Below are 21,722 nucleotides of genomic sequence, written 5' to 3'. Positions count from 1 at the left end.
CGTCAGACGGTAACCCGGCGGCTCGCGACCAGAGCACCCCCCGCGTATCCGTCGGCTCGCAACAGCGCGCCGGGACTCACCTCGAGGATGTCGATGCTGAGCGGTCCGGTCAGATCCTCGGAGCTGATCGGGCGCTCGTCCAGGTAGAGGTCGACCCGATCGATGCTCTGGGCATCGATCGCGACCGTGAGCGTCGTACCGCTGATCGACGTCTTCAGGTCGATCCGGCGGACCGGGAGCGCCGCGAGCAGCGCGCCGGCCTTGTTCAGCAGGTCGACGTTGCCGTCGAGCAGATCGGCCTTGGTCATCCGGTGCGTCTCGTGCGGTTTGACGCCGAGATCCTCGACCGGCGTACCGGCCAGCTTGCCGACCCGCAGGGTACGCCGGATCGCGACCCGCAGGTTCGCGCCGTTCGGCAGCGCGATGTACGGCGAGGTCTCGTCGGGTGGCGGTGGTTCGTTGAGGAGCGTCGCGAGCAGACCGTGGGTCCACACGTTCGCGCCGCCCGCACCGGTGTTGTCGTCGACGCCGAGGATGGTGCCGATCTCGTGGTCGGCGAACCCGGCGGTGAAGATGTCGGTGGCCGAGTAGACCCGCGCATCCGTGATCAGCACGACCGGGCCGTGGTACGTCTGCCCGACATCGTTCGCGCCGTCCTCCGGCGTGATCGGCTTCGCCGCGGAGTACTGCGCGCCGGTCTCGATCGCCAGGTCGAGCGAGTCGAACCACGGACCGAGGTCGATCCCGGCCGGGTTGTCCTTGTGCCGCCGGCAGATCTTCAGGTTGAGCGGCGTACTGATGAACTGCACCGGCTCCGGCGCGATCCGCCGCGGCGTCATCGTCTGCAGAGTGAACTCGCTGGCGTAGATGTGCCCGCCGCCGTTGTCGCGGACATCCACGATCAGGCCGTTCTGCGGCAGGATCGCGACCAGCCGGACGAACTCGTCCCGGAACGCGACCGGGTCCTGCACGCTGAACGTGAAGATCCGCAGGTGCCCGAAGTTCCCGGACGGTGTGACGACCTCGCGAGCCCGGAACACGCCGGGCATGGTGGTCGGCAGGTCCGCGCCGGCGACGGCAGCCGGCGCGGCCAGCTCGGCCGAGCTCTGGCCGCGTTCGAGGTCCACGACATCGCGCACGTAGAGAGCCTTCTTCGCGCGGGACTTCTCGTCGGAGTCGAGGTCGAGACCCATCGCCGCCGAGGCTTCGCTGACCGCGTCCAGATCCGTCATCGGCGGCAGGTTCGCGGTGACCTTCCATTGCTCGCGGAGCTCCTGGTTCGAGCCGTCGAGACCGACGTACGTCAGCGTCACCCAGTCCTCGTCGGGCGGGGACTGTATGACGAGCGGGCGGAGCGTGAGCGACTCGAGGCCACGGGCCAGGTTCGCGGCCTCGTTGCTGCCGGCGAACACCGCTCCGTTGAGGGCGACCGCGCGCGCGATCGGCGTACCGTTCCAGTGCGTGACCTCGGCGCCCGCACCGAACTGCGGCGCCTGGTAGCCGGTGATCGTGCGGGTGATCAGGTAGTGCTCCGTCCCATCAGGGTCGTAGCACTTCTCGATCATGAACGGCAGGAACGCGATCTTCCCGGCGAACGGCACCGGCAGCAGGTAGTTGGTGTGCAGGTCGCGGACCGAGTGGAAGATGCTGGACATCTCGCGGTGGAACATCCACTCGGCCTGCATCGTGTCGTCGGTCTGGCGCTCCATCCGGGCGCGCATCACGCGCAGACGCTGCAGCGGATTCACGGCGTGCATCGCGACCTTGAGCGGCAGGTGCACATAGTTCTCACCGAGGATCAGAAGCGCCTGATCCACCAGCAGTTTCCGCTGATCGAGCGTCAGCGTTCCGGCCGAGTCGAGAAAGTCCGACAGCGGAACGGCAGACGCTTCCTTGACCGCCGCCTTCCGTCTGGCCGTTGTCTTCCTTGCAGCAGCCGTCTTCTTCCCCGTGCGAGTCATCGTGCGTGGCTGTGACATGCCCTTCCCCCCAACAAAACTGACCCCTCCCCGCGACCTTTCCACCGTCGTCTGCCCATCACCTGATGTCAACGGCCCGCCACGCCGTTCCGGCAGGACAGCACGAGCGGTTGGCAATCACCATCAGAAGCATGCGGATCAGTCGTTTGTTGTTAACGGCCGCCCTCCTGATCGGCGTACTCCCCACGCCGCCGGCGCAGGCCGCGGCCACGTTCCCACGCATCGATGCGAGCGGTTTCGAGCTCGTCTCCGGCGACACGTTCACGACGTACGCCGCGCGGATCGCGCAACTGGAGACCAAGCCCCAGCTCGCGCCGGTCGGGGTCACCCAGGTGCTCGCCGCGTCGAACCGGACCGGGCGGGCGCTGTGCCATTCGACGTACCTGAACGCGTCGCTCAATCCGCAAGGATTCTGCTGGCAGGACGGTGAGGACGACGACGAGAACGTCTGGATCCCCCAAGGCGTCAGCGGATCCGGCGACGCGCAACCGGCGGGCGGTGCGCAGCGGGTCGTGGTCGCGAGCTGGCACAACGCCGACGACACGGCGATCCGCGTGTCGTTCCTCGATCTGGCCACGAACAAGTACCGGCACGTGCTGCTGGTCGAACCGACCGCGGACCGGAACTTCCAGGCGATCGCCGGCCACGGCCACGGGCTGTTCTGGTCCGGGAACCTGCTGGTCGTCGCGACCGGTGGATCGGTGTTGCGGGTGTTCGACCTGCGGCACATCTGGTCGACCGACACCAGCACCGGCGAGGTCGGACTAGGGGCTGATGGCAAGTATCACGCGCTCTGGCATGCCTTCGCGCTGCCGCAGATCGGCGCCTACTGGTACGCCGGCGGCGGCTGCGCGAACACGACCGGCGACAAGCCCTGCTTCGCATCCCTCGGGATCGACCACGGCGGCAGCGGTTCGTTCGTCGCGGTCGAACACACCGACCGTGGCGGCGGCCGGATCGTCCGCTGGCCGCTCGACGAGTCGACCGGTCTGCCGCGCGCCGGCTCGGACGGTGTGGTGCACGCGGTGGAGGCGTTCAATTCACCGGTGTGGGGCATGCAGGGCGCGGTCTCGCACAACAACGACTTCGTGATCACGGGCGTGTGCCCGGAGTACGCCGGCAACATCGGTGACGGTGTCGACTACCCGAGCTGTCTGCACCGTGGAACCGGTGGGGAGTCGACAACGGTCTGGACCCAAGCGCCCAAGAACACCGAGAACCTGTCGTACTGGCCGGCCACCGACGAACTGTGGCTGATCAGCGAGCAACTCCGAGAACGCGTCACGGTGCACGTCCCGTTCCCCTGAGGGTTGACCACCCGCCTGCAAGGATGTGCGGGTGAGTGAGTTCTGGAACAGCATCACGTCCGTCCAGCCCGAGCCGTCGCTGCGCTTGGTGATCGGGACCGGTGTGGCCGCGCTGCTGCTGATCGCCTGGCGACCGGTCTGGCAGTACACCCGGCAGGTAGTGACGATCGCGCACGAGGGCGCGCACGGTCTGATCGCCGCACTGGTCGGACGGAAGCTGTCCGGCATCAGACTGCACTCCGACACGTCCGGCGTCACCGTGTCCCGCGGCAAGCCGACCGGCGCCGGCATGATCGCAGTGCTACTCGCCGGCTACCCCGGCCCTGCACTCTTCGGCCTCGCCGCAGCGTTCGTACTGAGCCGCGGGTACGCCGTGGCGCTCTTGTGGGGACTGTTGCTCGCACTGGTGATTCTGCTGCTGCAGATCCGCAACCTCTTCGGACTGTGGTCAGTGCTTGTGTTCGGTGCCTTGGTGTTCGGAGTGTCCTGGTGGGGATCAGCAGAGGTACAGACCACATTCGCTCACTTGCTGACCTGGTTCCTGCTGCTGGCTGCTCCGCGAGCGGTCATGGAGCTGCAGCGCTCCCGTCGTCACGGTCAGGGGCGTAGCTCGGACGCTGACCAGCTGCGTCGCCTGACCGGTGTTCCGGCGTTGCTGTGGGTCGGTGTGTTCGGGTTGCTGACGCTCGGCTGTCTGGTGGTCGGCGTCATCTGGTCCGGCGTACTGCCGAGCTAGACCGGCGGCAGCGTGACGCCGAACCCGGTCACCGCCAGCCGCAAGAGCACCTGACCAGGCCGCAGGAGGTCAGCCACCTTGGCCGCGCTCAGCACCTCCAGCTCGCCCAGTCTCTTCTCGTAGCTACCGGCCACGCGCGCTCTCTGCAGCTCGACCGTGTTGTGCCAGACCTTCTGCCGGGACTCCCGCAGGAAGCGTTGTGACGCCATCCGGTTGAGCGGAGTGAGCACATGGTCCAACAGGCTGCGTACTCCGGTCGCCGCGAGCTCCTCGTCCTCCGCTGCGACGCGCTCCGACAGCACACCGTCGATCCGCTCGTGATCGCGCCGCCGCCGATCCATCAGGGCCGGATCCAGGAAGTCCTCGTCACTGATCACCTCGAGCAACGCCTGCGGCAGGTCGTAGTTCACATGGGCGTTGATCCCGAGCAGGACGTGACCCAACGCAGGTAGTTGTGGCGACGCCTCGAACGCCAACCGCCACGGCCTCGGGGCGAGCTGTGCATCGTGGGCTTGCAGATACAGCTCCGCGAACTTCACGTCCCACACCTCGACCCAGGCCGGATCCTCGAAGCGGGCGTCGTCGATCGCCTTCCCCACCGCCTGGGTGGTCCGCAGATACGTGCTGAGGAAGTACCGCCGGTGGGCAACGTCCGCCGGCAGGTCGTCGATGCGCTGCTGCATGCGCGCCACCACGTCGGCGATCGGACTACCATCGTTCATCGGATCTCCTCAGGGGGAGGGATCATGCGTACCAGAACAGGTCCACTGTCCTTCGACCCGGTGGTCGTCGGCAACCGCGAGACGGATGCCTGGACCGCCTACTACCGGCACGAGTGGCGCGACTTCCTCGTCGCCGCGGTCGGGATGGTCTCGGCCGGATTCGGGATGCCGCCGCATCGGACACTCAGCGGAGCGTGGTACGTACTCCGTGCCAACCAGGTGTGGGCGCCGTACCCCGACAACCAGCCGGACGTGGCCCGCGCGTACATGCGTCGCTTCTACGAGCTCGTCGCCGCCTCGAGCGGGCTGCTGTTCGACCCGGCGCGCGCCGCCGCCTTCGAGGTCGAATGGTGGCGGATCCACCGAGAGCAGCAGCACTCGGTCGACGTCACGGAGGCCGAACTCGAGGCCGCGCTGATCGACCTCTACTCCTACGTGTACGACGCGGACCGCGACGCAGTACGGCAGGCAGCACGCAAGCGGGTCGAGGCGATGGACCTCTCGGACCGCTGGGTCCGAGCCGGTTGCGATCGCGACGACCCGCTGCTGGCGGAGGAGCGGCGTGCGCTGGTTGCGTCGTACTCCGCTCTCCGGTTTGCTGTCGACGGCTAGGAACGACCACCGGCAATCGGCCGGCCGCGCTGCGCCACGCCGGGGCCGCCGTACGGGTAGTCCGCCGCGCCAGGGTCGCTGGCCTCGTCGAGCGTGGCCGTCTCCTCCGCGGTGAGGTGCAGATCCGCGGCGGCGAGGTTGTCATCGAGCTGCTCGATGGTGCGGGCGCCGAGAATCACCGAGGTGATGGTCGGCCGGTCCACCAGCCAGGCGAGCGCAACCTGCGCCATCGAGATCCCGCGAGCCTCGGCGATCTCCCGGACCGCGTCGACGACGTCACGGACCCGCTGGTTGCGGCTGCGGCGGAACCACGACTCGACGCCGCGGTCCGGGTTCTCGCCCAGGCGGGTCGCACCGGTCGGCTCCTCGTCGAACGAGTACTTCCCGGTCAGCCAGCCGCCGCCGAGCGGGGACCACGGCAGCAGGCCGAGCCCGTTCTCCTGCGCGGCCGGGACGATCTCCCACTCGATCTCGCGAACCAGCAGGTTGTACTGCGGCTGCAGCGTCACGAGCTTCGACCAGCCGCGGTAGCCGATCAGGTCGCAGGCCTTCTGCAGCTGCCACCCGGTGAAGTTCGACAGTCCGCCGTACGCGATCTTGCCGGCGCGTACTGCGTCCTCGAGGAAGCTGAGCGTCTCCTCGAGCGGCGTGACCGGGTCCCAGGCGTGCAACTGGTACAGGTCGATGTGGTCGACGCCGAGCCGGTCGAGCGACGCGTCCAGCGCCTTCCGGAGGTGGATGCGCGAGGTGCCCACGTCGTTCGGCCCGTCCCCGGTCGGGAACCGGCCCTTGGTCGCCAGGACGACGTTGTCCCGGGCCGAGCTCTTCGCGAGCCAGCGCCCGACGATCTGCTCGGACACGCCCGCGGAGTACACGTCCGCGGTGTCGATGAAATTGCCGCCGGCCTCGATGTATCGATCAAGCTGTCCGTGCGAACCGGCCTCGTCGGTCTCGCTGCCGAAGGTCATGGTGCCGAGCGTGTAGGTCGAGACCACAGCGCCGCTCGCGCCCAGCGTGCGATATTCCACGGTTACTCCCTCTCTCAGAACTGTCCGAGTCGAAGACTACGGTGGCCGTATGAAGACAAGTGACCTGCTGCTCGACGCACAGAGCCGGATTCAGGAGGTCTTGCACGATGTCGTCGCAGGGCTCGACGACAAGACCCTCGCGACGCGGCCGGGTGAGACCGCCAACTCGATCGCGTGGCTCGTCTGGCACCTGACCCGGGTCCAGGACGATCACCTCGCGGACGCGGGTGGCTACGACCAGGTCTACACGGCGGACGGGTGGCACGAGCGCCTCGGGCTGCCGCTGCCCGAGGCCGACACCGGCTACGCACACTCGTCCGACCAGGTGGCGCTGGTGCAACTGTCAGCCGATCAGTTGCTTGGGTACTACGACGCCGTGCACGCGCGGACCGTTCAGTTCCTCGAGACGGTGACCGACGATGGTCTGGACCGGATCGTGGACAAGCGGTGGAATCCGCCGGTCTCGCTCGGGGTGCGTCTCGTGAGCGTGATCGACGACTGCGCGCAGCACGCGGGCCAGGCGGCGTACGTGAAGGGTCTGCTCAGCTGAGGGTCGTCTGCCAGAGCGAGGTGCCGGCGATCAGGTAGAGCTTGTGGTCCGGCATCAGGACGGCATCGGTCACCTGGCCGTCCGGACCTTGTGAGTCCTGGACGGTCCAGTGACCGTCCTGGTAGGTGAGCATCTTGACCTTGTTGTCCTGGGCAACAATCTGGATGATCTTGCCGCCGTCGACGACCGGGGGCGGCAGCTTGTCCTTGTCGCCGACGGGCACGGACGGGACGCCTTGGAGCCGCTTCGCCGTACCGGATGCGTCGAGCTGCCAGAGTGCGAGCTGACCGTCGACGTACCCGGAGATGATGCAGTCCTTCGCGCAGGTGGCCGTGTTCGCCTGGCTGCGGTTGCCCGGATCGGGCAGGACGATCCGGGACCAGCCCTGGTTGAGTTTGGTCGAACGCCAGACGGCTGCTTCCTGGGCGACAACGTTGGGCGCAAGTCGCACCTGCGAGCCGAAGAGAAGGATGCTCTCGCCGAGGGTCGCACCGAAACCCGGGCCGACCAGGAGGTTCGGCGTACTCTGCAGGGCCGTCTTGGTTGGGTCCTGCCGGGTCCACTTGTTGCCCTGGGGCAGCCACACCATGGCATCGTTGCCGGTCACGACACCGCCCCACGAGCCGAGCAGCGCTTGGCCGCTCGGCGTGATGACCGCGCTGTACAGGTCGCCCGCGGTCTGGCCGCCGAACGTGAAGAAGTCCTGCGGCTGTTCGATCAGTCCGGTCTGGGGCGTGCCCGTCCACACCGTCCAGCGGGTGTTGGAGTGCGCGCCACCGGCAGCTCCGCCCAGGGCGAGGAGGTGCTTGCCGTCGTAGGCGATCGAGTACCAGATGGCTTCGAACGCGTACGGGCTGGCCGGGTTGGGTTTGACGGTGATCTGCGTACGTTTGCCGGTGCTGTCCTGGAGGAGCAGCTCCGGAACGACCTTGGCCCCGCGATGGCGCAGGCCGATGAGCAGCTGATCGCCGTGTGCGGTCAGAGTGACGGGCTCAGCTGGAGTGTCGACCTTCGTCCACGCGACGGGGCTCGGCGCCGGGGGCTTTTCGTCACTGCAGGCGGCGAGGGTCGCGAGCACGAGGATCGCGACTGCGGCGAGGCGGCGCATCAGCGGCTCTGCGGAAGCTTGGTGGTCTTCTTCCGGCCGGTCCGCGGCGCGGACGGCGGTGGCACGACCGGTCCGATGTCGCCGTCCGGTGCGGTGTCGAGGTCGATGACCACCGGTGCATGGTCGCTCGGCCCGGTGCCCTTGCGGGCCTTGCGGTCGATCCACGCGGCCTTGACGCGCTCGGCCACCGAATCGGTCGCGAGCATCAGATCGATCCGCATCCCGAGGTCCTGATGGAACATGCCGGCGCGGTAGTCCCAGTAGCTGAAGACGCGATCGCTCGGCCAGCGGTCGCGGACGACGTCGTGCAGGTCCTTCGCGGCCATCAGCTCCGCCAGCGCCTGTCGCTCGGGCGGAGTCACGTGCGTCTGACCGACGTACGCCACGGGGTCGAAGACATCGGCGTCGGTCGGGGCGATGTTCATGTCACCGCAGACGATCTGGTCGGCCGGGCCGTTCGCGACGACCTCGGTGAGGGCGGCGAGCCAGGCCAGCTTGTAGTGGTAGTGATCGGAGTCCGGGACGCGCCCGTTCGGCACGTAGAGAGAGTGGATCCGGATGCCACCACAGGTCGCCGCGACCGCGCGGGCCTCAGGATTCGGGAAGCCCGGCGCGCCGGCGACACCGGTGACGACGTCCTCGAGTCCCACCTTGGACAGGAGGGCGACGCCGTTCCACTGCGGTTCGCCGTACAGACCGATCTCGTAGCCGCGGCCGGTCAGCTCGGCGCCGAGCAGCGCGGTGAACGCGTCGTCCGCCAGCTTGGTCTCCTGCAGGCAGACGACATCCGGCTGCCGCTCGTCGAGCCAGTCCAGCAACCGCGGCATTCGCTGCTTGACCGAGTTCACATTCCACGTCGCCACTCGCATCCGACCAAGGTAGCGGCCGCGGGGGACAACTTTCAGCCGAGCTTGGGTGCGCGCCAGACGAGAGTGTTGAGAAGGTCGGTCGACGGGCGATCGACACTGTTGTTGTGACGTGGTTTGTCCTGACGTCCCCACGCGTCGTTGCCGAGCCACGGCGGTACGCCGAACGGCAGGTCGCTCGCCGGGATCGCGGCGTAGTCGGACTCACCGAACTTCGGGCCGTAGTTCGGTACGGCGTTGTCGCCGTCGGGATCCGGGGTCACGATGCCGCGCAGCTCGATCACGGCTTGACGCCAACTGTCGACGAGCGCCTGTGGATTGCGGCTCGTCGGGTGCGGCACCTCGAACACCGGGACGTCCGGTTTGCCGTCCCACATCTGCAGCGCCGCGCGGGCCTGGACGCCGAACGCGACGATCGCCTGCAACTGCGGGCCGGTGATCAGCTCGAGCAAGGTGTTGCGCCAGGCCAACTGATCGGGCCGTGCCAGCAGCGGCGCGGCCTTCTGCGCGCGTGACGGTCTGAGGGCGTACGCGTAGGCGTTGACGAGCGCGTAGCTGCGGGTCAGGCCGAGCTTGGTCAAGAACCCCTGCACCCGCTGGCCCGCGTCGCCGACCAGCGTCCGTCCGGCCACCCGCTCGGTCGGCCCGGGATCGGACGCGATCGCGAGCAACCGGGCGGTGCGGTTCAGCCGGCCGCGGTAGAAGACCGGGCCCCAGTCGTACCAGAACAATTCCTGGAAGTCCGCATAACTCGGGACTTTCGCGAAGTGCCGCGCCACCGTGACCGGCGGGCCCGCGTCAAAATCGGCCATCGCCATACCTCCCCCTCGACGATCCGTGACCTTACGCTCGAGATCAGGGGCGGCACGGGGAATTCTACGGGAGGGCGAGCCATGTTTGTACTGCGTGGAACCGTGGTGACAATGCGGCCGGACGGGCAGATTCTTCCCGGTGGCGCGGTGTATGTCGGCGATGACGGGCTGATTGCGGCCGTCACTCCTCTCGACGCGGTGCCGGCCGGTTTCGAGAACGCGGAACAGATCGCGGCCGGCGGGCTGATCTTCCCCGGACTGATCGATCTACACAATCATTTGATGTACAACAGTCTGCCGTTGTGGACAGAGCCTTCGCGGAAGAAGCCGTGGACCTCGCACAACCAGTGGGGCGGCGCGCCGACGTACAGCGCGCAGATCAGCCAGCCGGCCCGGCTGCTCGGCGCGGCCGCGGGGCGAGCACTGCTCAGGTACGTCGAGACACGGGCGATCGTCGGCGGTACGACGTCGATCCAAGGGAACCCGCGCGGCGCCGTACCGCCGGACAACGACCTGATCCGGAACGTCGACTCCGAGAAACTCGGTACCCACGACGATTTCATCCGGGTCAGCACGTTGGTTGCCGACAGCAAGGAAGCGCTGGCGCCGTACGCCGCGGCGGTGGCGGCCGGACGCGGATTCATCGCGCATTCGGCGGAGGGATCGGATCCGAAACTGCGGTCCGAGTTCCAGTTGCTGGAAGCGGTCGACGTGGTGAAACCGCAGCTGGTCGCGATTCACGGCGGCGCGTTGAACGCCGACGATTTCGCCGCGATGCGCGCCGGGAATTCCACCCTGGTGTGGTCGCCGTTCTCGAACCTGTGGTTGTACGGGGCAACGGCGGATGTGAGAACCGCGCATGCCGCCGGCGTGCGGTTGTGCCTGGGATCGGACTGGGGACCGTCGGGGACGCGGAACGTGTTGTGGGAATTGAAGGTCGCCGATCTGTGGAACAAGACCCAGTCGGTCTTCACCGACGAAGAACTGGTCCGGATGCTGACGTCCAACCCGGGTGACGCATTGTCCGGGATGTGGCCGCGCCCGCTAGGTCGACTGGAAGCCGGCGCGCTGGCCGATCTCATCGTCGTACGCCGCTCGTCCCCCGACTTCTACCGGTCGCTGATCGTCGCTCGCGAGGCCGACATACGACTTGTCGTCGTCGGCGGCAAGGCCCGCTACGGCCTCCGACCCCTGATGAAGCGACTCGCCCCGACCGCCACCCCGATCACCGTCGGCAAGCTGACGCGCTCTATCGACTACGGCAATTCGTCGGTCACCTTCGCGACAGTTCTGGCCGACCTCGAAAAGGTTCGCTCGGATCCCGCCGGCGCCGCCGCCCGCGCCGCAATCACGTTCGCCGCCCTCGCCGCCGATGCCCCTGACGCGTTCTCCCCGAACGGGACGACCCCGCTCCCCGCCGACACCTTCGTCCTCCTGCCCGACATGCCCTCACCCGAGCTCGACGACCAACTCCGCCGCCGCGGCCCGGCCGGCGCCACCCCGAACGCGGTCGTCGTCCCACCACTGGAGCCCCTGACCACGGGGGCGTCCTGGTTCGACACCGTCGACGCCAACCCCTTCCACCAAGGTCTCCTCAGCGGGCTCCGCGCGTACGCCTGAGGAACTAACTTGCTGTAGTTATCCACATACTTGAAGTCACCGGTCTCTGACGGGGCGAATCGCGGCACTCTCTTGGGTAAGGAGATTTGGCGGCGAGAGGGACGGGATGGCAGATCTGGACTGTGATCCGGCGGACGTGACCGCGCTGGTGGCGTACCTGCGCGACATCGGGCAGCACGAACTACTGACTTTGGAGGAGGTGAGCGAGCACTCGTACTGGATCGAGGCCGGTCTGCTGGCGGCGGAGCGCCTGCGCGACGAGCAAGGGCCGCATGATCCTGCCGACCTGCGGCAGGTGGTCGCGCTCGGGCAGCGCTCATGGCACCGGATGATCGAGGGCAACCTGCGCCTCGTCGTCTCACTGGCCCGGAGGTATGCCGGGAAGGGCATCTCGCTGCTCGATCTGATCCAGGAAGGCAACATCGGGCTGATGCGAGCGGTGGAGCGGTTCGACCATCGGCTCGGGCACCGCTTCTCGACGTACGCGATCTGGTGGATCCGCCAGTCGATCGGGCGCGCGATCTCGGACCGATCGCGACTGGTCCGGATGCCCGCCCAGGCGTATGTCGACGCGTCCCGGGTCGCGACCAGCCGCAACGACCTGACGCAGGCGCTGGGGCGCGAGCCGACCAACCCCGAGCTGGCCGACGCGACCGGCCTCACCGTCGCCCGGATCGAGCGCGCCCAGGCCTGGCGACTGCAACCCGAGACCCTCGACGCCGACGACTCCGACCCGGTGATCGACGACGACCCGATCGTTCTGCTCGCTGCCCTGCGCCGCGATCTCGCCCACCACCTCCAGTTCCTCGACGACCTGCATCAGTCCGTCCTCCTCTACCGCTACGGCCTCCAGGGCCGGATCCCCTGCACACCCGAAGAGACCGCTACCCGCCTCGAGCTGACCACCGAAAGAGTCCGGACCCTGGAACGCGAAGCCCTCCGCCACCTCCGCCGCCGAGCCCTCCCCCAGCTCCGCGACTACGTCGCCTGACCCCTCACCCCCGCCGCCTTTGACCCGACTGGAATGATGAACATGTGAGACTTCTCCGCACCTCCTGGCCGCGTGAGCTGGCTGACGCCGTCTCGGCGGCCGCCCGCCAGGCGACCGGGAGCAAGGAAGACATCCTGGCCGCCGTACAGCTGACCACCGGCCGCTGGGCCGCCGGCACGCGGTCGGCGGTCTACCTGCCCTCGGACTCCACCGACGCCGACCGCCGGGTCGGCTGGGAGCAGATCGAGCGCGCCAACTGGGACTCCGAAGCATCAGTCCTGCACATCTACGAGACGACCGACTTCGGTACTCCGCTGCGCGCGACCGAGCTCAAGGTCGAGGATCCCGGTCGCTTCGGCCAACTCCTGCGCGAACGCGTCGACGCGAGCATCATCGTGCAGCGCCACGTCCCGCTGGCCGGCAAACGCGGCGTCCGCATCGTCGGCCGCCGAAATCCGGCCGTCACCGACGCCACCGTCAGGTGGAACTTCGTTCTGGACAAGGGCTTGGAGCCCGACCAGCCGGGGGTCGTGGAGGCCGCCGAGTCCGCGCTCCGACAGGTCCGCGACGAGTTCGGAATCTGACCCCGCAGGCAGCCGAATCCCGTTTTTGTAGTTCGCTGCCCGCCTGCTAATCTACTCAGGTCCTCAGGGTTTCGGGGTCATGCAGCACCACGATCCCGCGTAGCTCAATTGGCAGAGCAGCCGGCTGTTAACCGGCAGGTTACTGGTTCGAGTCCAGTCGCGGGAGCAACAAACCAGCCGGTCTCCTCTCCCAGGAGCCCGGCTTTTTGATGCCCTGCAGGCGCAGGTAGGTTCGACGAATGCATCGTCGTGCCCGGGTGGGGCTTCTCGCCGGACTGCTACTCCTCACCGCTTGCGGCACCCAGAGCGCAGCCGTGACGACCGGCAGCAGGCCTTCCCTCACCCAATTGACACCCCGGCCGCTCGGCCCTACCCCCTTCACCACCGCTCACCCCGATCCGACACCGGCACCGCCCCGGCCGACGTGCCCGGCCTCCGGCGCCTCGATCACCGTCGGGCCGGTCGACGCGGCCCTCGGCCACCGAGCCGTCGTCATCAAGCTGACCAACTGCCGCTCCACACCGATCACCGTCGACGGCTACCCCGACATCGCGGTGCTCGACCCCGGCCGCCGGGCGATGAACGTGACAGTCACTCGCGGCACGTCGTACATGGCGATCGACCCGGGTCCGGCGAAGCTGCTCCTCCGCAAGGGTGAAACAGCCGTCGCTGCCATCTCGTGGTCCAACACAGTCGAAGCCGGCGAGGACAAGGCATCCGGCACCTACGTGGCTGTTGCGCGGGGCAAGGGAGAACACGCGGTCGTCTGGCCGGTGGACACCGACCTGGGCAGCACAGCCAAAATCACCCTGACCGCCTGGTGCCGGACGTTCCCCACCTGAATCAAAAGCTTGATAGTGGCCTAGACCAACGCTTTGCCGGTACGTTCCTCTCCTGATCCCGAGGGGGCCTCGGGGATGGAGGGGAAGGAAACCCGTGAACGTCAAGAAGTTCCTGAACACCAAGAGCGGACGGCTGCTGGTCGCGGCCGTGCTCGGGGCCGGTGTCCTGGTCGGTGTGACGGTCGCCGCGAACGGCGCCGTACGACCGGACTGCAAGAGCCTCACGTACCCGCTCTGCCCGCGGTCGGTCGCCGCCTCGCAGGTCGTCGACAACAGCCTGCCCGCGAGCAAGATCGTGCCAGCCGACCGGAACGCGTTCCTGAAGGACACCGACGCCTACGGCAAGTCCGGCGTCTCGAAGGACTTCGATCCGGTGGCGATCGCGAAGATCGGCGGTTCGTTCAAGACCAGCAAGACCAAGGTCGGCGAGTTCACCCTGCAGCCGGGGACCTGGCTGCTGAACTCGACCGCGTTCTTCGCCCGCACCGCCGCGGGCGTCCCGGGCACGCGCCCACAGCTCGCACTCCGGGTCGGCGCCTCCGACACCGCGTTCGGCACCGACTACGGCACTATCCTCGGCGCCGAGATCTCCCCCGCGAAGGACCGCGAGCTGACCGGCTCGACCGTGAAAGTCGTGGAGGTGAAGAAGGCGACCACCGTCGAGGTGTTCGCCTTCGGCTACAACGACGACGCCGGCGCGGCCGGCAGCGGCGAGATCACCGCAGCCGCATCCGTCGTCGCAGTACTCGTCGGCTGACGCCGGACCGGGTCAGCTGAGTCAACTGAATCAAGGAGGCCCTGACCGCATCCTGCGGTCGGGGCCTCTGCACGTCTGTCCGCTACGCCGGCCGCCTACTTCCCTTTCTTCCGGTCGATGGCTCGTTGGATGCGATCCTGCGGCTGACCGAGGATCTTCGCCAACAGCGGCACGCGGTACTTGTACGCCGCAATGGCGCCCACCACGATCACCAGGAAAATGAACCAGCCCATGGGAGTTCCTCTCATTCGGACCTGCCTCCATCATGCCCGGTCCGCCCCACCCACCCCTCAGTCAAACCCCTGACCCCACCCTGGTTTCACACCCCACCCCCACCAACCCGATACGATCACCCGCACACGGGGCGGTAGCTCAGCTGGTTAGAGCAGGGGACTCATAATCCCTGGGTCGCGGGTTCGAGTCCCGCCCGCCCCACACCAAGAAGCCGCAGGTCAGAGACCACATCTACTCTCTTTCTGTTGCCAAGGCATACGTGCCACGCCGGGCTGGTGAGCGCGGTTGGTGAGGTAGCGGCAGCCGGTCTCGTCGCGGGCAACGCCGCCGGGCATCGGCGGCACGCAGTAGCTGACCTCGCCGGTCAGTGTGAGCGCCGCGAAGATCGCGAAGGTCGCTCCCGGCGCAGCATCAACGGCGGGGCGATCTGAGGCACCTGGTCCCGCTCCTCGACCGGCACCAGCACACGGACGCCGAGCCGGCCGTCGATCGCGACCAGCAGGGCGAGCGCCCGACAGCCACGGATCAGCACCCCGCCGGCAGTCAGCTCAACCAGGTCATCGCGGGCGCCTACTGCGGGTTCCCGCGGGCGTCGCAGGGAGGAGACACGTTCTGGTTGGCCACCACAAGCTCCTCGTCGATGATCTGCAGCGTTCGCTGCATGGCCACGGGCCGAAGGCCACCGAAGCCCTCATGGAATGGCTGGTTGAGAGCGCCCAGCAGCAAGAGCAGCGATGTGACGACGGAGGCCACCGTGCCCGCCATGAGGGCCTGAACCACCGCCCGTTCGCCGCTGTCGGCGAAGAAAAGCATGTACAAGAGAATGAGACCCGACACGAAGAACAGCACCACCCACAGCGGGCCCGGGATCACTCCGACGGCCCCGTGTAAGCGGTCGCTGCGGGCCTCCTCGCGAGTCTGTCGCTGACTCAGCCAGATGTCGAAGGCCGACTGCTCGGTCGCATTGCTCGGCTTGACCGTCTGCAGCGTCTGGAACATCTCGCCGGCCCAGGGATTCAGCTCCTCGCCCAGCGTGCCGGCCTGCATCCGGTACCACTGGACTCCGGCCACCGAGCGGGCGTAGCAGACGAGTTCATTGGTCAGCTCTGTGCGGGCAGGTTCCGGAAAGAACTGTGCGGTCTCGACCTGCTGGGAGACGATCAGCGCCTCCCGCTCCGCCCCCGTGCGGGCGGTGTCGTAGCTGGTGAAGGCCAAGAACACAACGAAACCCGACAGGACTGCGAAACCGGTGGCCAGTACGCCGAACACGCCTGCCGCGCGGTCCCCGTCGTGGAAGAAACTGCCGTCCGGCGCATGACGGCGCACAAACAGCATGCCCGCGATGGCCAGGACGGTCACCCCGACAACGATGAGGATGGAGGCGAGAATGTTCGTGCGACCAGTCAAGCCCGCAGTGGCGGAAATCGCCTCATCTGATTGGGGTGATGCAGATCGCCGAACCTGCGCGCCGCCTCGTCCGATCAGCAGCGTGTGAGGAGGATCCGCACGCAGGCGATACTGCCCCCGAAGTACGCACCATCCTGACCTGCAGCCGCTCGACCGGGGCGGTTGCACACCGTCTACCCGTTCCGCGCGATGCGTCGGTCTGCAGCGTCTTCGGCGTGCTGCCGTTGCGGCGGCTCGGCGCGACGTCAGCGGCGACCTCATCGAGGACCCGAGTCCAACTACGAGCTCACATGGCGAGGCGGTAGTGGGACGCCATCATGACGGGGTGTCCGTCTGTTCAGCGGCGACTTCACGGGTTGGCGGGCGGGTGAAGAGAATGACCACGCTGACGAGGAGAACCCAAGCGGGAAAGGCTAGTTGGGTCCATCGGTGTTCGCCGGCGGCCACCAGCAGCACCACCGCGACAAGATAGCCGAGGATTGCCACCCACCGGGGGAAGGCTGAAGTGCGCAGACCCACGGTACTCACCGAGAGCGTGAACACTGCGGCCATGCGCATGGCGTAGACGGAAATGAGCGCCTGCGTGCTGGTGCGGCCGTACGCCCAGACGTCGGCGTTGACGTCCGATCCCGCGAGCATCGCCGTCATGCTGGACGCCGTGACGGCGCCAATGAAGAGCATGGCCAAGAAGAGAAGCCCACTGCCCAGGAAGACGGTGGAGAAAAGCCGGTCCTCGACGTCGCCGAGCTGATCACGAACGACGCCGATGAACCACAGAAAGGCGATTCCGGCAAACGGCACGAGCTGGAGACTGATCCGGATGAGCCTGCGTCGAGCTGCGTCGGATTCCAGCGACTGAAGGCTGTCCGCGGAAAGTGCGACGCGGACCATCGTCAACGCTGCCAGGAGCAGCACCCCAAACACGATCCCTGCCACGGCTGCTGACCGTCGACTTCGCCAGAATCGTGCCTCCAGCCTCAGCGCCCTGGCGTTCATATCGGCCCCGCCTGTGCAGTCAGCAGCGAGGCTTCGTGAAGCCCATCAAGCCAAACAAACCCACGTGAGCGAACCATGTGCCCCCCGTTCGTCAAGCTACGCCGAAGCGGCCGCCAGAGGCAACGGCCCGCCGATGTCCGGCCGACGGGGAGACGGGCTCCTGCTCGTCCGGCCGAGCGACGTCCCGGCGTGCGGGTCGGGCGTGATCGGTGATCAGCCATGTCCGGCCCGTACCGGCTGAGGCGGGCGGTACCGGGCCCCGTTCCACGGTCGCGGCCAACGTGGATCCGTCGCGGCGTGCCATGGTTCCTGCCATGAAATCGTGTCGAACAGAGTGGACTCAGTCGGCTAGAGGGGTAGGAATCCGAACTCCCGGAGCCTGAAGTTGGCCAGCACGGTAAATGGCGTGGCCCTCATAATCCCTGCGTCACGGGTTCGAGTCCCGTCCGCCCTACTCCGCATCACCGCAGGTCACGGCCACATTCGGCCGTGACCTGCGGCGAATCCAAGCCCGCCGGTGCCATGAACTCATGTTGGCGACGGGTTCCGGCGCCGGCTTGGTGGGTTAGTGCCCTCGGGCGACCTTCGTTGCGTCGACGATGCCGTCGCCGTAGAACCCGTTGTTCGTCGGTGTGCCTTCGCACAGGTGGTTGGCCGTCACGGTCACGAAGGTCCCGTCGGGTTGCTGGACCTGACGGGTGTAGGTGAACAGCGGCGGCGTCGGGCACGCGCGGTTGGTTGCCGTACCGCGCAGTGCCTGCTCGACAACCGCAGGCGAGGCCTTCTTGCCACCGTTGACGTGGTCCCGAACGCCTAGCCGGCCGACCGCCAGCACAGCGACGCCGGCCGCGTGCGGTGACGCCATCGACGTGCCCTGCAGGTACTGGTAGTAGCCGCAGACGCTCTTGTGGCAGCTCTGAACGACGTTGGGTGTGTTCGGCGTCCCGTCGGGATTGAGCTGACCGCGCTCCTCGGCGAGGTGCTTCGGGTACGCCGCGAGCACGGCCTTGGTGATGTCGCGCTTGTTGTCAGCCGTGTCGTACACGTCCCCGCCGGGCGCGGACAGGTCGGCGTAACCGTTGCCGTAGTCGGAGTAGTAGGCCTTGCGCTTGGAAATGCCGGTGCTGGTCACCGAGAGCACATGGTTGCCCTCGGACGGCATCGAGATACACGAAGCCGGAATCGTCCGCGTATATGGAGCCTCACCAGGCACGGCGGGGAAATCCGGGCTCGACGCGTCCACAATCGTCTTGGTGTAATCGGTCGCGCCGTTGCCGGCCGCTGCGACCAGCGTGACGCCATGGGCATAGGCGTAGTCGAGCGCCCGCTGCATCGCCTGGATGACAGTTCGCTGCTCAGCCTGGAACTCCGGCGCGTCCGCCGGGTTGTTGGTGCAGTTGAACAGCCACGGATCGACGTAGAAGCTCATGTTCACGACGTCGATGCCGTGATCGCCCGCATACGTCAGGGCATCGACCGTGGGCTGCAGGAAGAAGAAGCCCGAATCCTGGCCGGCTCGCAGGTTGACGATCGTTGCCTTGGGCGCGATGCCCGCGATCCCGAGCTTGTTGACCGGCGACGCGATTTCGGACGCGACGTGCGTACCGTGACCGTTGTCGTCCTCGTCGACAGGGTCGACGCAGCTCGGGTGCTCGCATGGTCCGTCGACCACTGTGCCGTTCGCGTCGACCGGGATGTCGGTCGTGAAGTTCCGGCTCAGCGCCTTGTCGAAGTTGGCGGCGATGTCGGGATGGGTGCCGTCGACGCCGGTGTCGATGATGCCGACGCGTACGCCGTTGCCCTGCTCGTAGCGCTGGGAGCCGTCGGCGGTGGCGCCGATCTGCTGCATGTCCCATTGCAGCCCGGCCAGCGGCTCTTGCTTCTTCCCCTTCTTCGCACTACCTGCCTTCGCACCTTGAAGGTCGGTCTGCGCAGTGTCGAGCTTCGCACTCACCTTCCCGATGGCCGAGCCGTCGGCAGGCGCCCGGCCGATGACCGTACTTCGCGCGACCCCCTCGATCGCGGACGAGGCGCCTGCGGCAGCCTGGAAACTCTCACTCCTGGTGGTGACGGTGGCGACTCCGATCGCCGTGTTCTCGCTCAGCACGGTGCCGCCGGCGGCGGCGATCGCGGCATGCGCGGCTTCAGCGGAGCCGCTCTGGGCGTAGAGGACGACAAACTGCCGCTCTTGGCCGCCGGTCGCCGTGCCGGGACTGGCTGCGACCCACAGCAGCCCGGCGACGCTCCCGGCCACCACCGCTGCGCGCGTGACGTACTTGAACATTGGACCCCTCCCTCGGATATCCAGCTACAGCGAGCGAAACTCGCTGGCTGATCGTCGGCACTGCGCGAGCGCGACATACCCGGAGCCGGGGTACGACCAGTTGAACTGGACCATCGAAACCTGCTCACCATTCCCCTTGTCCCGGCCAACAGCCGAAACAACCCCCGGCGCCATCACAGCGCCCCACAACCCCACCTGCCTCCTACCACCAAACAGACAGCGTCAAACCGCCCGCACAGGCGCCTGCGGCCGTTTCGCCGGCGGTTCGGTCGAGCCAATCTTCCTCACCGTCGAACACCGCCGAATCTGAGCCGATCAAGAACGTGTGCCTGCAAGCCAGGCGATCAAACGCTCTTCGGCTGCCGAGTGGTCCGCGATGTGGCCGCCTGGCGACCAGACCGGCTCGGCGTCAGGAATCCCCGCGACGAGCCATTCGGTGTGCTGGCGAGGAATGCCTTCGTCTTCGGTTCCGGCCATCACCCTCGTCGGAGCTTTCACCTCGTCGAGCGTGAAGCCCCACGGCGCCGACAGCGAAATGAGGTCGTCGACGAAGCCGCCCGGCCCGTTCACGACGCCCTCTCGAAACGTCTGCACGAGCATGTCGTGCAGCTCCCCGGACAGCTCGGGCACGGGGTCAGGCTTATCAAGCCAGGCAACGAGATCGGGAAAGTCATGTTCGGCGAGCCAAGCCGCGTCGTGGGTTGCGGGCCGCTCCCACTCGCCCACCTCGGCCTCGGGCATACCGGCGAAGAAATCCAGATCGGATGCCGTGTACTCGGCGGGGCTGAGTTCGGTGACACATCGCGTGACTCGCTCAGGCAACCGGGCAGCCACGGCGAGCGACCGCGGACCGCCCGCGGAGATTCCGAGTACGGCGAACTCGTCGATCCCGAGCCGGTCCGCGATCAGCGCGACGTCCTCGGCGGCGTCTACCACCCGATGCCCCGGACGACGCGTCGATAGCCCGTATCCGGGCAGGTCATAGGTGATCACGCGGACCCGATGCCGCTCGTAGACACCGCCGATATGCCGCAAGTACCGACTACCGGGGCAGCCGTGCAGCACGAACAACGGCCACCCATCGCGCACACCCCACTCCGCGTACGCAACGGTTCTTCCGTCCGCTGCTGTCACAAAGGCCGTGTCCACCATCCGCCTACCCCCAACCTCACAGTACGACGAGATCGACGGGTCGGCGGTCTCCAACCTAGAAGGCCGGCGATCGGAGTCGCGGCGATCGCCAGCGCGAAGGTCAGCGACGGGAGCGGCTGGGGTGAGAGGGGTTTGGGGCGGTGTCTGATGCGACTAGGGAGTCGCCTAAGGGTGTGCGCCAGTAGAGGACTTCTCGGCCGGAGCGGCGGCGGACGATGGCGCCGGCTCCGAGTAGGACCTTGAGGTGGCGGCCTACTGCTCCCAGAGTCTGGCCGGTCAGGGCTACGAGATGGGTCGTACTGCGTGGTCCGTCGAGGAGTCGGAGGATCTGTGCACGCGACTCCCCAATGAGTGGGCCGAGGCCTGCGCCTTGGGGTGCGCCGACCGCGGCGAGACGCCCGGTGACCGGGTAGTAAAGGGCGTAGCTGTTGCGATGCCATCCGGCCCAGCTGCCGGAGTGGCTGGTCGGGACGAAGGTGAGGCGACTTCCTGCGGGTAGCGACATGGTCGGTCGGTCGAAGCGGTTGATCCGGAGTTCGCCGTTACCGACCCATTCGTGGTCGCGACCGAGATCGCGGAGAACGGATCCCCAGCCGAGCCGCGCGAGCTGGTCGGTGCGAGCCACGATGTCCGCGCGGAGTACCTGTTCCCGCCGGGCCCAGTCGCTCTCGACGGTGTGGGTCCACAGCCACACGACGAGTTCCAGGAGGGCGTCGCGGACACCCGGCTGCCGCAGTGTCGGGGCCAACGGTTCGCCGGTTGTAGCGATCAGATCGGCCCGTACGTCGTCGTCTGTGAGCCTTCGAAGCTGAGCGAGTTCGCTCTCGAAGGAGGCCCGCGCCACCCGAGGCGGTGGCATCCCGAGGAAGTCAGCGGTCAGGCCGAAGCGGCCGCCCTGGATCTCGCGGAAGCTGGCCCGCACGAGATCCGAGACGACCGGGCGGGCGGCCAACCAGTCGCTGAAGGCTGCGCCGTACGCGGCCCGGAATGCGCGCTGCTCGGGCGTCCGCGCGCCGCGCAGCGTGCTGAGAGATCCGGTGATTTCGGCCAGGGTCGAGATCGCGAAGCGGCTCTCGGCCAGGATGTCGACCGGGACCTTCCAGATGCCCATCTGACGTTTCGCCTCCCTGCGAAA

General features: G+C 67.4%; 22 protein-coding genes and 2 tRNA genes. 12 read left to right on the top strand and 12 right to left on the bottom strand.

Annotation, left to right across the window (positions count from 1 at the left end):
• Window positions 1-2: 2 nt before the first annotated feature.
• On the bottom strand, window positions 3-1,961 hold the full coding sequence (locus OHA18_RS28610; protein WP_328998413.1) for a S41 family peptidase: 1,959 nt from the start codon (window positions 1,959-1,961) through the stop codon (window positions 3-5).
• Window positions 1,962-2,110: 149 nt separating this feature from the next.
• Between OHA18_RS28610 and OHA18_RS28605 the strand changes: the two genes are divergently transcribed.
• Window positions 2,111-3,286 carry a hypothetical protein gene (locus OHA18_RS28605; protein ID WP_328998412.1) on the top strand — a complete coding sequence of 392 codons (1,176 nt, stop codon included), beginning with the start codon at window positions 2,111-2,113 and terminating at the stop codon, window positions 3,284-3,286.
• A 31-nt stretch (window positions 3,287-3,317) separates the two neighbouring features.
• Complete coding sequence (locus OHA18_RS28600) at window positions 3,318-4,022, top strand: M50 family metallopeptidase (RefSeq protein ID WP_328998411.1); 705 nt, start codon at window positions 3,318-3,320, stop codon at window positions 4,020-4,022.
• On the opposite strand, the gene OHA18_RS28595 is transcribed toward OHA18_RS28600, so the two are convergent.
• The gene (locus OHA18_RS28595; protein WP_328998410.1) at window positions 4,019-4,744 is read right to left on the bottom strand and encodes a DUF5995 family protein; all 726 of its coding nucleotides are present in this window, start codon (window positions 4,742-4,744) and stop codon (window positions 4,019-4,021) included. The two genes, OHA18_RS28600 and OHA18_RS28595, sit on opposite strands and share 4 nt — an antisense overlap.
• Before the next feature lie 24 nt (window positions 4,745-4,768).
• On the opposite strand from OHA18_RS28595, the gene OHA18_RS28590 reads away from it, so the two are divergent.
• A complete protein-coding gene (locus OHA18_RS28590; protein ID WP_328998409.1) occupies window positions 4,769-5,356 on the top strand; it encodes a hypothetical protein in 588 nt (195 codons plus the stop codon).
• Here OHA18_RS28590 and OHA18_RS28585 read toward each other — a convergent pair.
• Entirely contained in the window at window positions 5,353-6,384 is a 1,032-nt protein-coding gene (locus OHA18_RS28585; RefSeq protein WP_328998408.1) for an aldo/keto reductase, read from the bottom strand. The genes OHA18_RS28590 and OHA18_RS28585 overlap by 4 nt on opposite strands.
• Before the next feature lie 49 nt (window positions 6,385-6,433).
• Here OHA18_RS28585 and OHA18_RS28580 point away from each other — a divergent pair, with 49 nt between their 5' ends.
• Window positions 6,434-6,934, top strand: a complete 501-nt coding sequence (locus OHA18_RS28580; protein ID WP_328998407.1) for a mycothiol transferase — start codon at window positions 6,434-6,436, stop codon at window positions 6,932-6,934.
• Here OHA18_RS28580 and OHA18_RS28575 read toward each other — a convergent pair.
• Genes OHA18_RS28575 through OHA18_RS28565 form a run of 3 tightly spaced genes read right to left on the bottom strand, consistent with a single transcriptional unit; the run spans window position 6,927 to window position 9,720 of the window.
• Window positions 6,927-8,042, bottom strand: coding sequence for a hypothetical protein (locus OHA18_RS28575; protein WP_328998406.1), 1,116 nt, complete (start codon window positions 8,040-8,042; stop codon window positions 6,927-6,929). The two genes, OHA18_RS28580 and OHA18_RS28575, sit on opposite strands and share 8 nt — an antisense overlap.
• Window positions 8,042-8,911 (bottom strand): exodeoxyribonuclease III, encoded by an 870-nt coding sequence (locus OHA18_RS28570; protein WP_328998405.1) that lies wholly within the window; start codon window positions 8,909-8,911, stop codon window positions 8,042-8,044. The genes OHA18_RS28575 and OHA18_RS28570 overlap by 1 nt, the downstream gene beginning before the upstream one ends.
• A gap of 32 nt (window positions 8,912-8,943) precedes the next feature.
• On the bottom strand, window positions 8,944-9,720 hold the full coding sequence (locus OHA18_RS28565; protein WP_328998404.1) for a uracil-DNA glycosylase family protein: 777 nt from the start codon (window positions 9,718-9,720) through the stop codon (window positions 8,944-8,946).
• 81 nt (window positions 9,721-9,801) lie between these two features.
• Between OHA18_RS28565 and OHA18_RS28560 the strand changes: the two genes are divergently transcribed.
• The 6 genes from OHA18_RS28560 to OHA18_RS28535 all read left to right on the top strand — a co-directional run bounded on the left by OHA18_RS28560 (window position 9,802) and on the right by OHA18_RS28535 (window position 14,514).
• The gene (locus OHA18_RS28560; RefSeq protein WP_328998403.1) at window positions 9,802-11,340 is read left to right on the top strand and encodes an amidohydrolase family protein; all 1,539 of its coding nucleotides are present in this window, start codon (window positions 9,802-9,804) and stop codon (window positions 11,338-11,340) included.
• A gap of 106 nt (window positions 11,341-11,446) precedes the next feature.
• A complete protein-coding gene (locus OHA18_RS28555; RefSeq protein WP_328998402.1) occupies window positions 11,447-12,331 on the top strand; it encodes a sigma-70 family RNA polymerase sigma factor in 885 nt (294 codons plus the stop codon).
• Between the two features lie 44 nt (window positions 12,332-12,375).
• The gene (locus OHA18_RS28550) at window positions 12,376-12,915 is read left to right on the top strand and encodes a hypothetical protein (protein ID WP_328998401.1); all 540 of its coding nucleotides are present in this window, start codon (window positions 12,376-12,378) and stop codon (window positions 12,913-12,915) included.
• Window positions 12,916-13,008: 93 nt separating this feature from the next.
• Window positions 13,009-13,081: transfer RNA gene (locus OHA18_RS28545), tRNA-Asn, on the top strand.
• Between the two features lie 73 nt (window positions 13,082-13,154).
• Window positions 13,155-13,757, top strand: coding sequence for a DUF4232 domain-containing protein (locus OHA18_RS28540; RefSeq protein WP_328998400.1), 603 nt, complete (start codon window positions 13,155-13,157; stop codon window positions 13,755-13,757).
• Window positions 13,758-13,851: 94 nt separating this feature from the next.
• A complete protein-coding gene (locus OHA18_RS28535; RefSeq protein WP_328998399.1) occupies window positions 13,852-14,514 on the top strand; it encodes a hypothetical protein in 663 nt (220 codons plus the stop codon).
• 95 nt (window positions 14,515-14,609) lie between these two features.
• Here the strand turns inward: OHA18_RS28535 and OHA18_RS28530 are convergent, their stop codons facing one another.
• A complete protein-coding gene (locus tag OHA18_RS28530; protein WP_198681893.1) occupies window positions 14,610-14,747 on the bottom strand; it encodes a hypothetical protein in 138 nt (45 codons plus the stop codon).
• 128 nt (window positions 14,748-14,875) lie between these two features.
• On the opposite strand from OHA18_RS28530, the gene OHA18_RS28525 reads away from it, so the two are divergent.
• Together OHA18_RS28525 and OHA18_RS28520 are read left to right on the top strand one after the other, a co-directional pair.
• Window positions 14,876-14,949 (top strand) — tRNA-Ile (locus OHA18_RS28525).
• A gap of 44 nt (window positions 14,950-14,993) precedes the next feature.
• Window positions 14,994-15,179 carry a hypothetical protein gene (locus tag OHA18_RS28520; protein ID WP_328998398.1) on the top strand — a complete coding sequence of 62 codons (186 nt, stop codon included), beginning with the start codon at window positions 14,994-14,996 and terminating at the stop codon, window positions 15,177-15,179.
• A gap of 139 nt (window positions 15,180-15,318) precedes the next feature.
• Here OHA18_RS28520 and OHA18_RS28515 read toward each other — a convergent pair whose 3' ends face one another.
• The 5 genes from OHA18_RS28515 to OHA18_RS28495 all read right to left on the bottom strand — a co-directional run bounded on the left by OHA18_RS28515 (window position 15,319) and on the right by OHA18_RS28495 (window position 21,698).
• Window positions 15,319-16,107: a bestrophin-like domain gene (locus tag OHA18_RS28515; protein ID WP_328998397.1), complete on the bottom strand. Its 789-nt coding sequence runs from the start codon at window positions 16,105-16,107 to the stop codon at window positions 15,319-15,321.
• A 363-nt stretch (window positions 16,108-16,470) separates the two neighbouring features.
• Window positions 16,471-17,091, bottom strand: coding sequence for a hypothetical protein (locus tag OHA18_RS28510; protein WP_328998396.1), 621 nt, complete (start codon window positions 17,089-17,091; stop codon window positions 16,471-16,473).
• 625 nt (window positions 17,092-17,716) lie between these two features.
• Window positions 17,717-19,435, bottom strand: coding sequence for a S8 family serine peptidase (locus OHA18_RS28505; RefSeq protein ID WP_328998395.1), 1,719 nt, complete (start codon window positions 19,433-19,435; stop codon window positions 17,717-17,719).
• 315 nt (window positions 19,436-19,750) lie between these two features.
• Window positions 19,751-20,587 carry an alpha/beta fold hydrolase gene (locus tag OHA18_RS28500; protein WP_328998394.1) on the bottom strand — a complete coding sequence of 279 codons (837 nt, stop codon included), beginning with the start codon at window positions 20,585-20,587 and terminating at the stop codon, window positions 19,751-19,753.
• Between the two features lie 100 nt (window positions 20,588-20,687).
• Window positions 20,688-21,698, bottom strand: a complete 1,011-nt coding sequence (locus OHA18_RS28495) for an ArsR/SmtB family transcription factor (protein ID WP_328998393.1) — start codon at window positions 21,696-21,698, stop codon at window positions 20,688-20,690.
• Between the last annotated feature and the right edge of the window lie 24 nt (window positions 21,699-21,722).

The organism is Kribbella sp. NBC_00709, assembly GCF_036226565.1.
Taxonomy (GTDB): Bacteria; Actinomycetota; Actinomycetes; order Propionibacteriales; family Kribbellaceae; genus Kribbella.
The sequence above is the reverse complement of the archived record's forward strand: the minus strand, read 5'-3'. Positions and strand labels throughout refer to the sequence as shown.

Excerpts from the sequence above, each read along its gene's own strand:
- OHA18_RS28570 (WP_328998405.1), bottom strand. The coding sequence starts at position 8,911 with ATGCGAGTGGCGACGTGGAATGTGAACTCGGTCAAGCAGCGAATGCCG.
- OHA18_RS28595 (WP_328998410.1), bottom strand. The coding sequence starts at position 4,744 with ATGAACGATGGTAGTCCGATCGCCGACGTGGTGGCGCGCATGCAGCAG.
- OHA18_RS28580 (WP_328998407.1), top strand. The coding sequence starts at position 6,434 with ATGAAGACAAGTGACCTGCTGCTCGACGCACAGAGCCGGATTCAGGAG.
- OHA18_RS28560 (WP_328998403.1), top strand. The coding sequence starts at position 9,802 with ATGTTTGTACTGCGTGGAACCGTGGTGACAATGCGGCCGGACGGGCAG.
- OHA18_RS28495 (WP_328998393.1), bottom strand. The coding sequence starts at position 21,698 with ATGGGCATCTGGAAGGTCCCGGTCGACATCCTGGCCGAGAGCCGCTTC.
- OHA18_RS28540 (WP_328998400.1), top strand. The coding sequence starts at position 13,155 with ATGCATCGTCGTGCCCGGGTGGGGCTTCTCGCCGGACTGCTACTCCTC.
- OHA18_RS28575 (WP_328998406.1), bottom strand. The coding sequence starts at position 8,042 with ATGCGCCGCCTCGCCGCAGTCGCGATCCTCGTGCTCGCGACCCTCGCC.
- OHA18_RS28565 (WP_328998404.1), bottom strand. The coding sequence starts at position 9,720 with ATGGCCGATTTTGACGCGGGCCCGCCGGTCACGGTGGCGCGGCACTTC.
- OHA18_RS28610 (WP_328998413.1), bottom strand. The coding sequence starts at position 1,961 with ATGACTCGCACGGGGAAGAAGACGGCTGCTGCAAGGAAGACAACGGCC.
- OHA18_RS28590 (WP_328998409.1), top strand. The coding sequence starts at position 4,769 with ATGCGTACCAGAACAGGTCCACTGTCCTTCGACCCGGTGGTCGTCGGC.
- OHA18_RS28530 (WP_198681893.1), bottom strand. The coding sequence starts at position 14,747 with ATGGGCTGGTTCATTTTCCTGGTGATCGTGGTGGGCGCCATTGCGGCG.
- OHA18_RS28505 (WP_328998395.1), bottom strand. The coding sequence starts at position 19,435 with ATGTTCAAGTACGTCACGCGCGCAGCGGTGGTGGCCGGGAGCGTCGCC.
- OHA18_RS28500 (WP_328998394.1), bottom strand. The coding sequence starts at position 20,587 with ATGGTGGACACGGCCTTTGTGACAGCAGCGGACGGAAGAACCGTTGCG.
- OHA18_RS28605 (WP_328998412.1), top strand. The coding sequence starts at position 2,111 with ATGCGGATCAGTCGTTTGTTGTTAACGGCCGCCCTCCTGATCGGCGTA.
- OHA18_RS28555 (WP_328998402.1), top strand. The coding sequence starts at position 11,447 with ATGGCAGATCTGGACTGTGATCCGGCGGACGTGACCGCGCTGGTGGCG.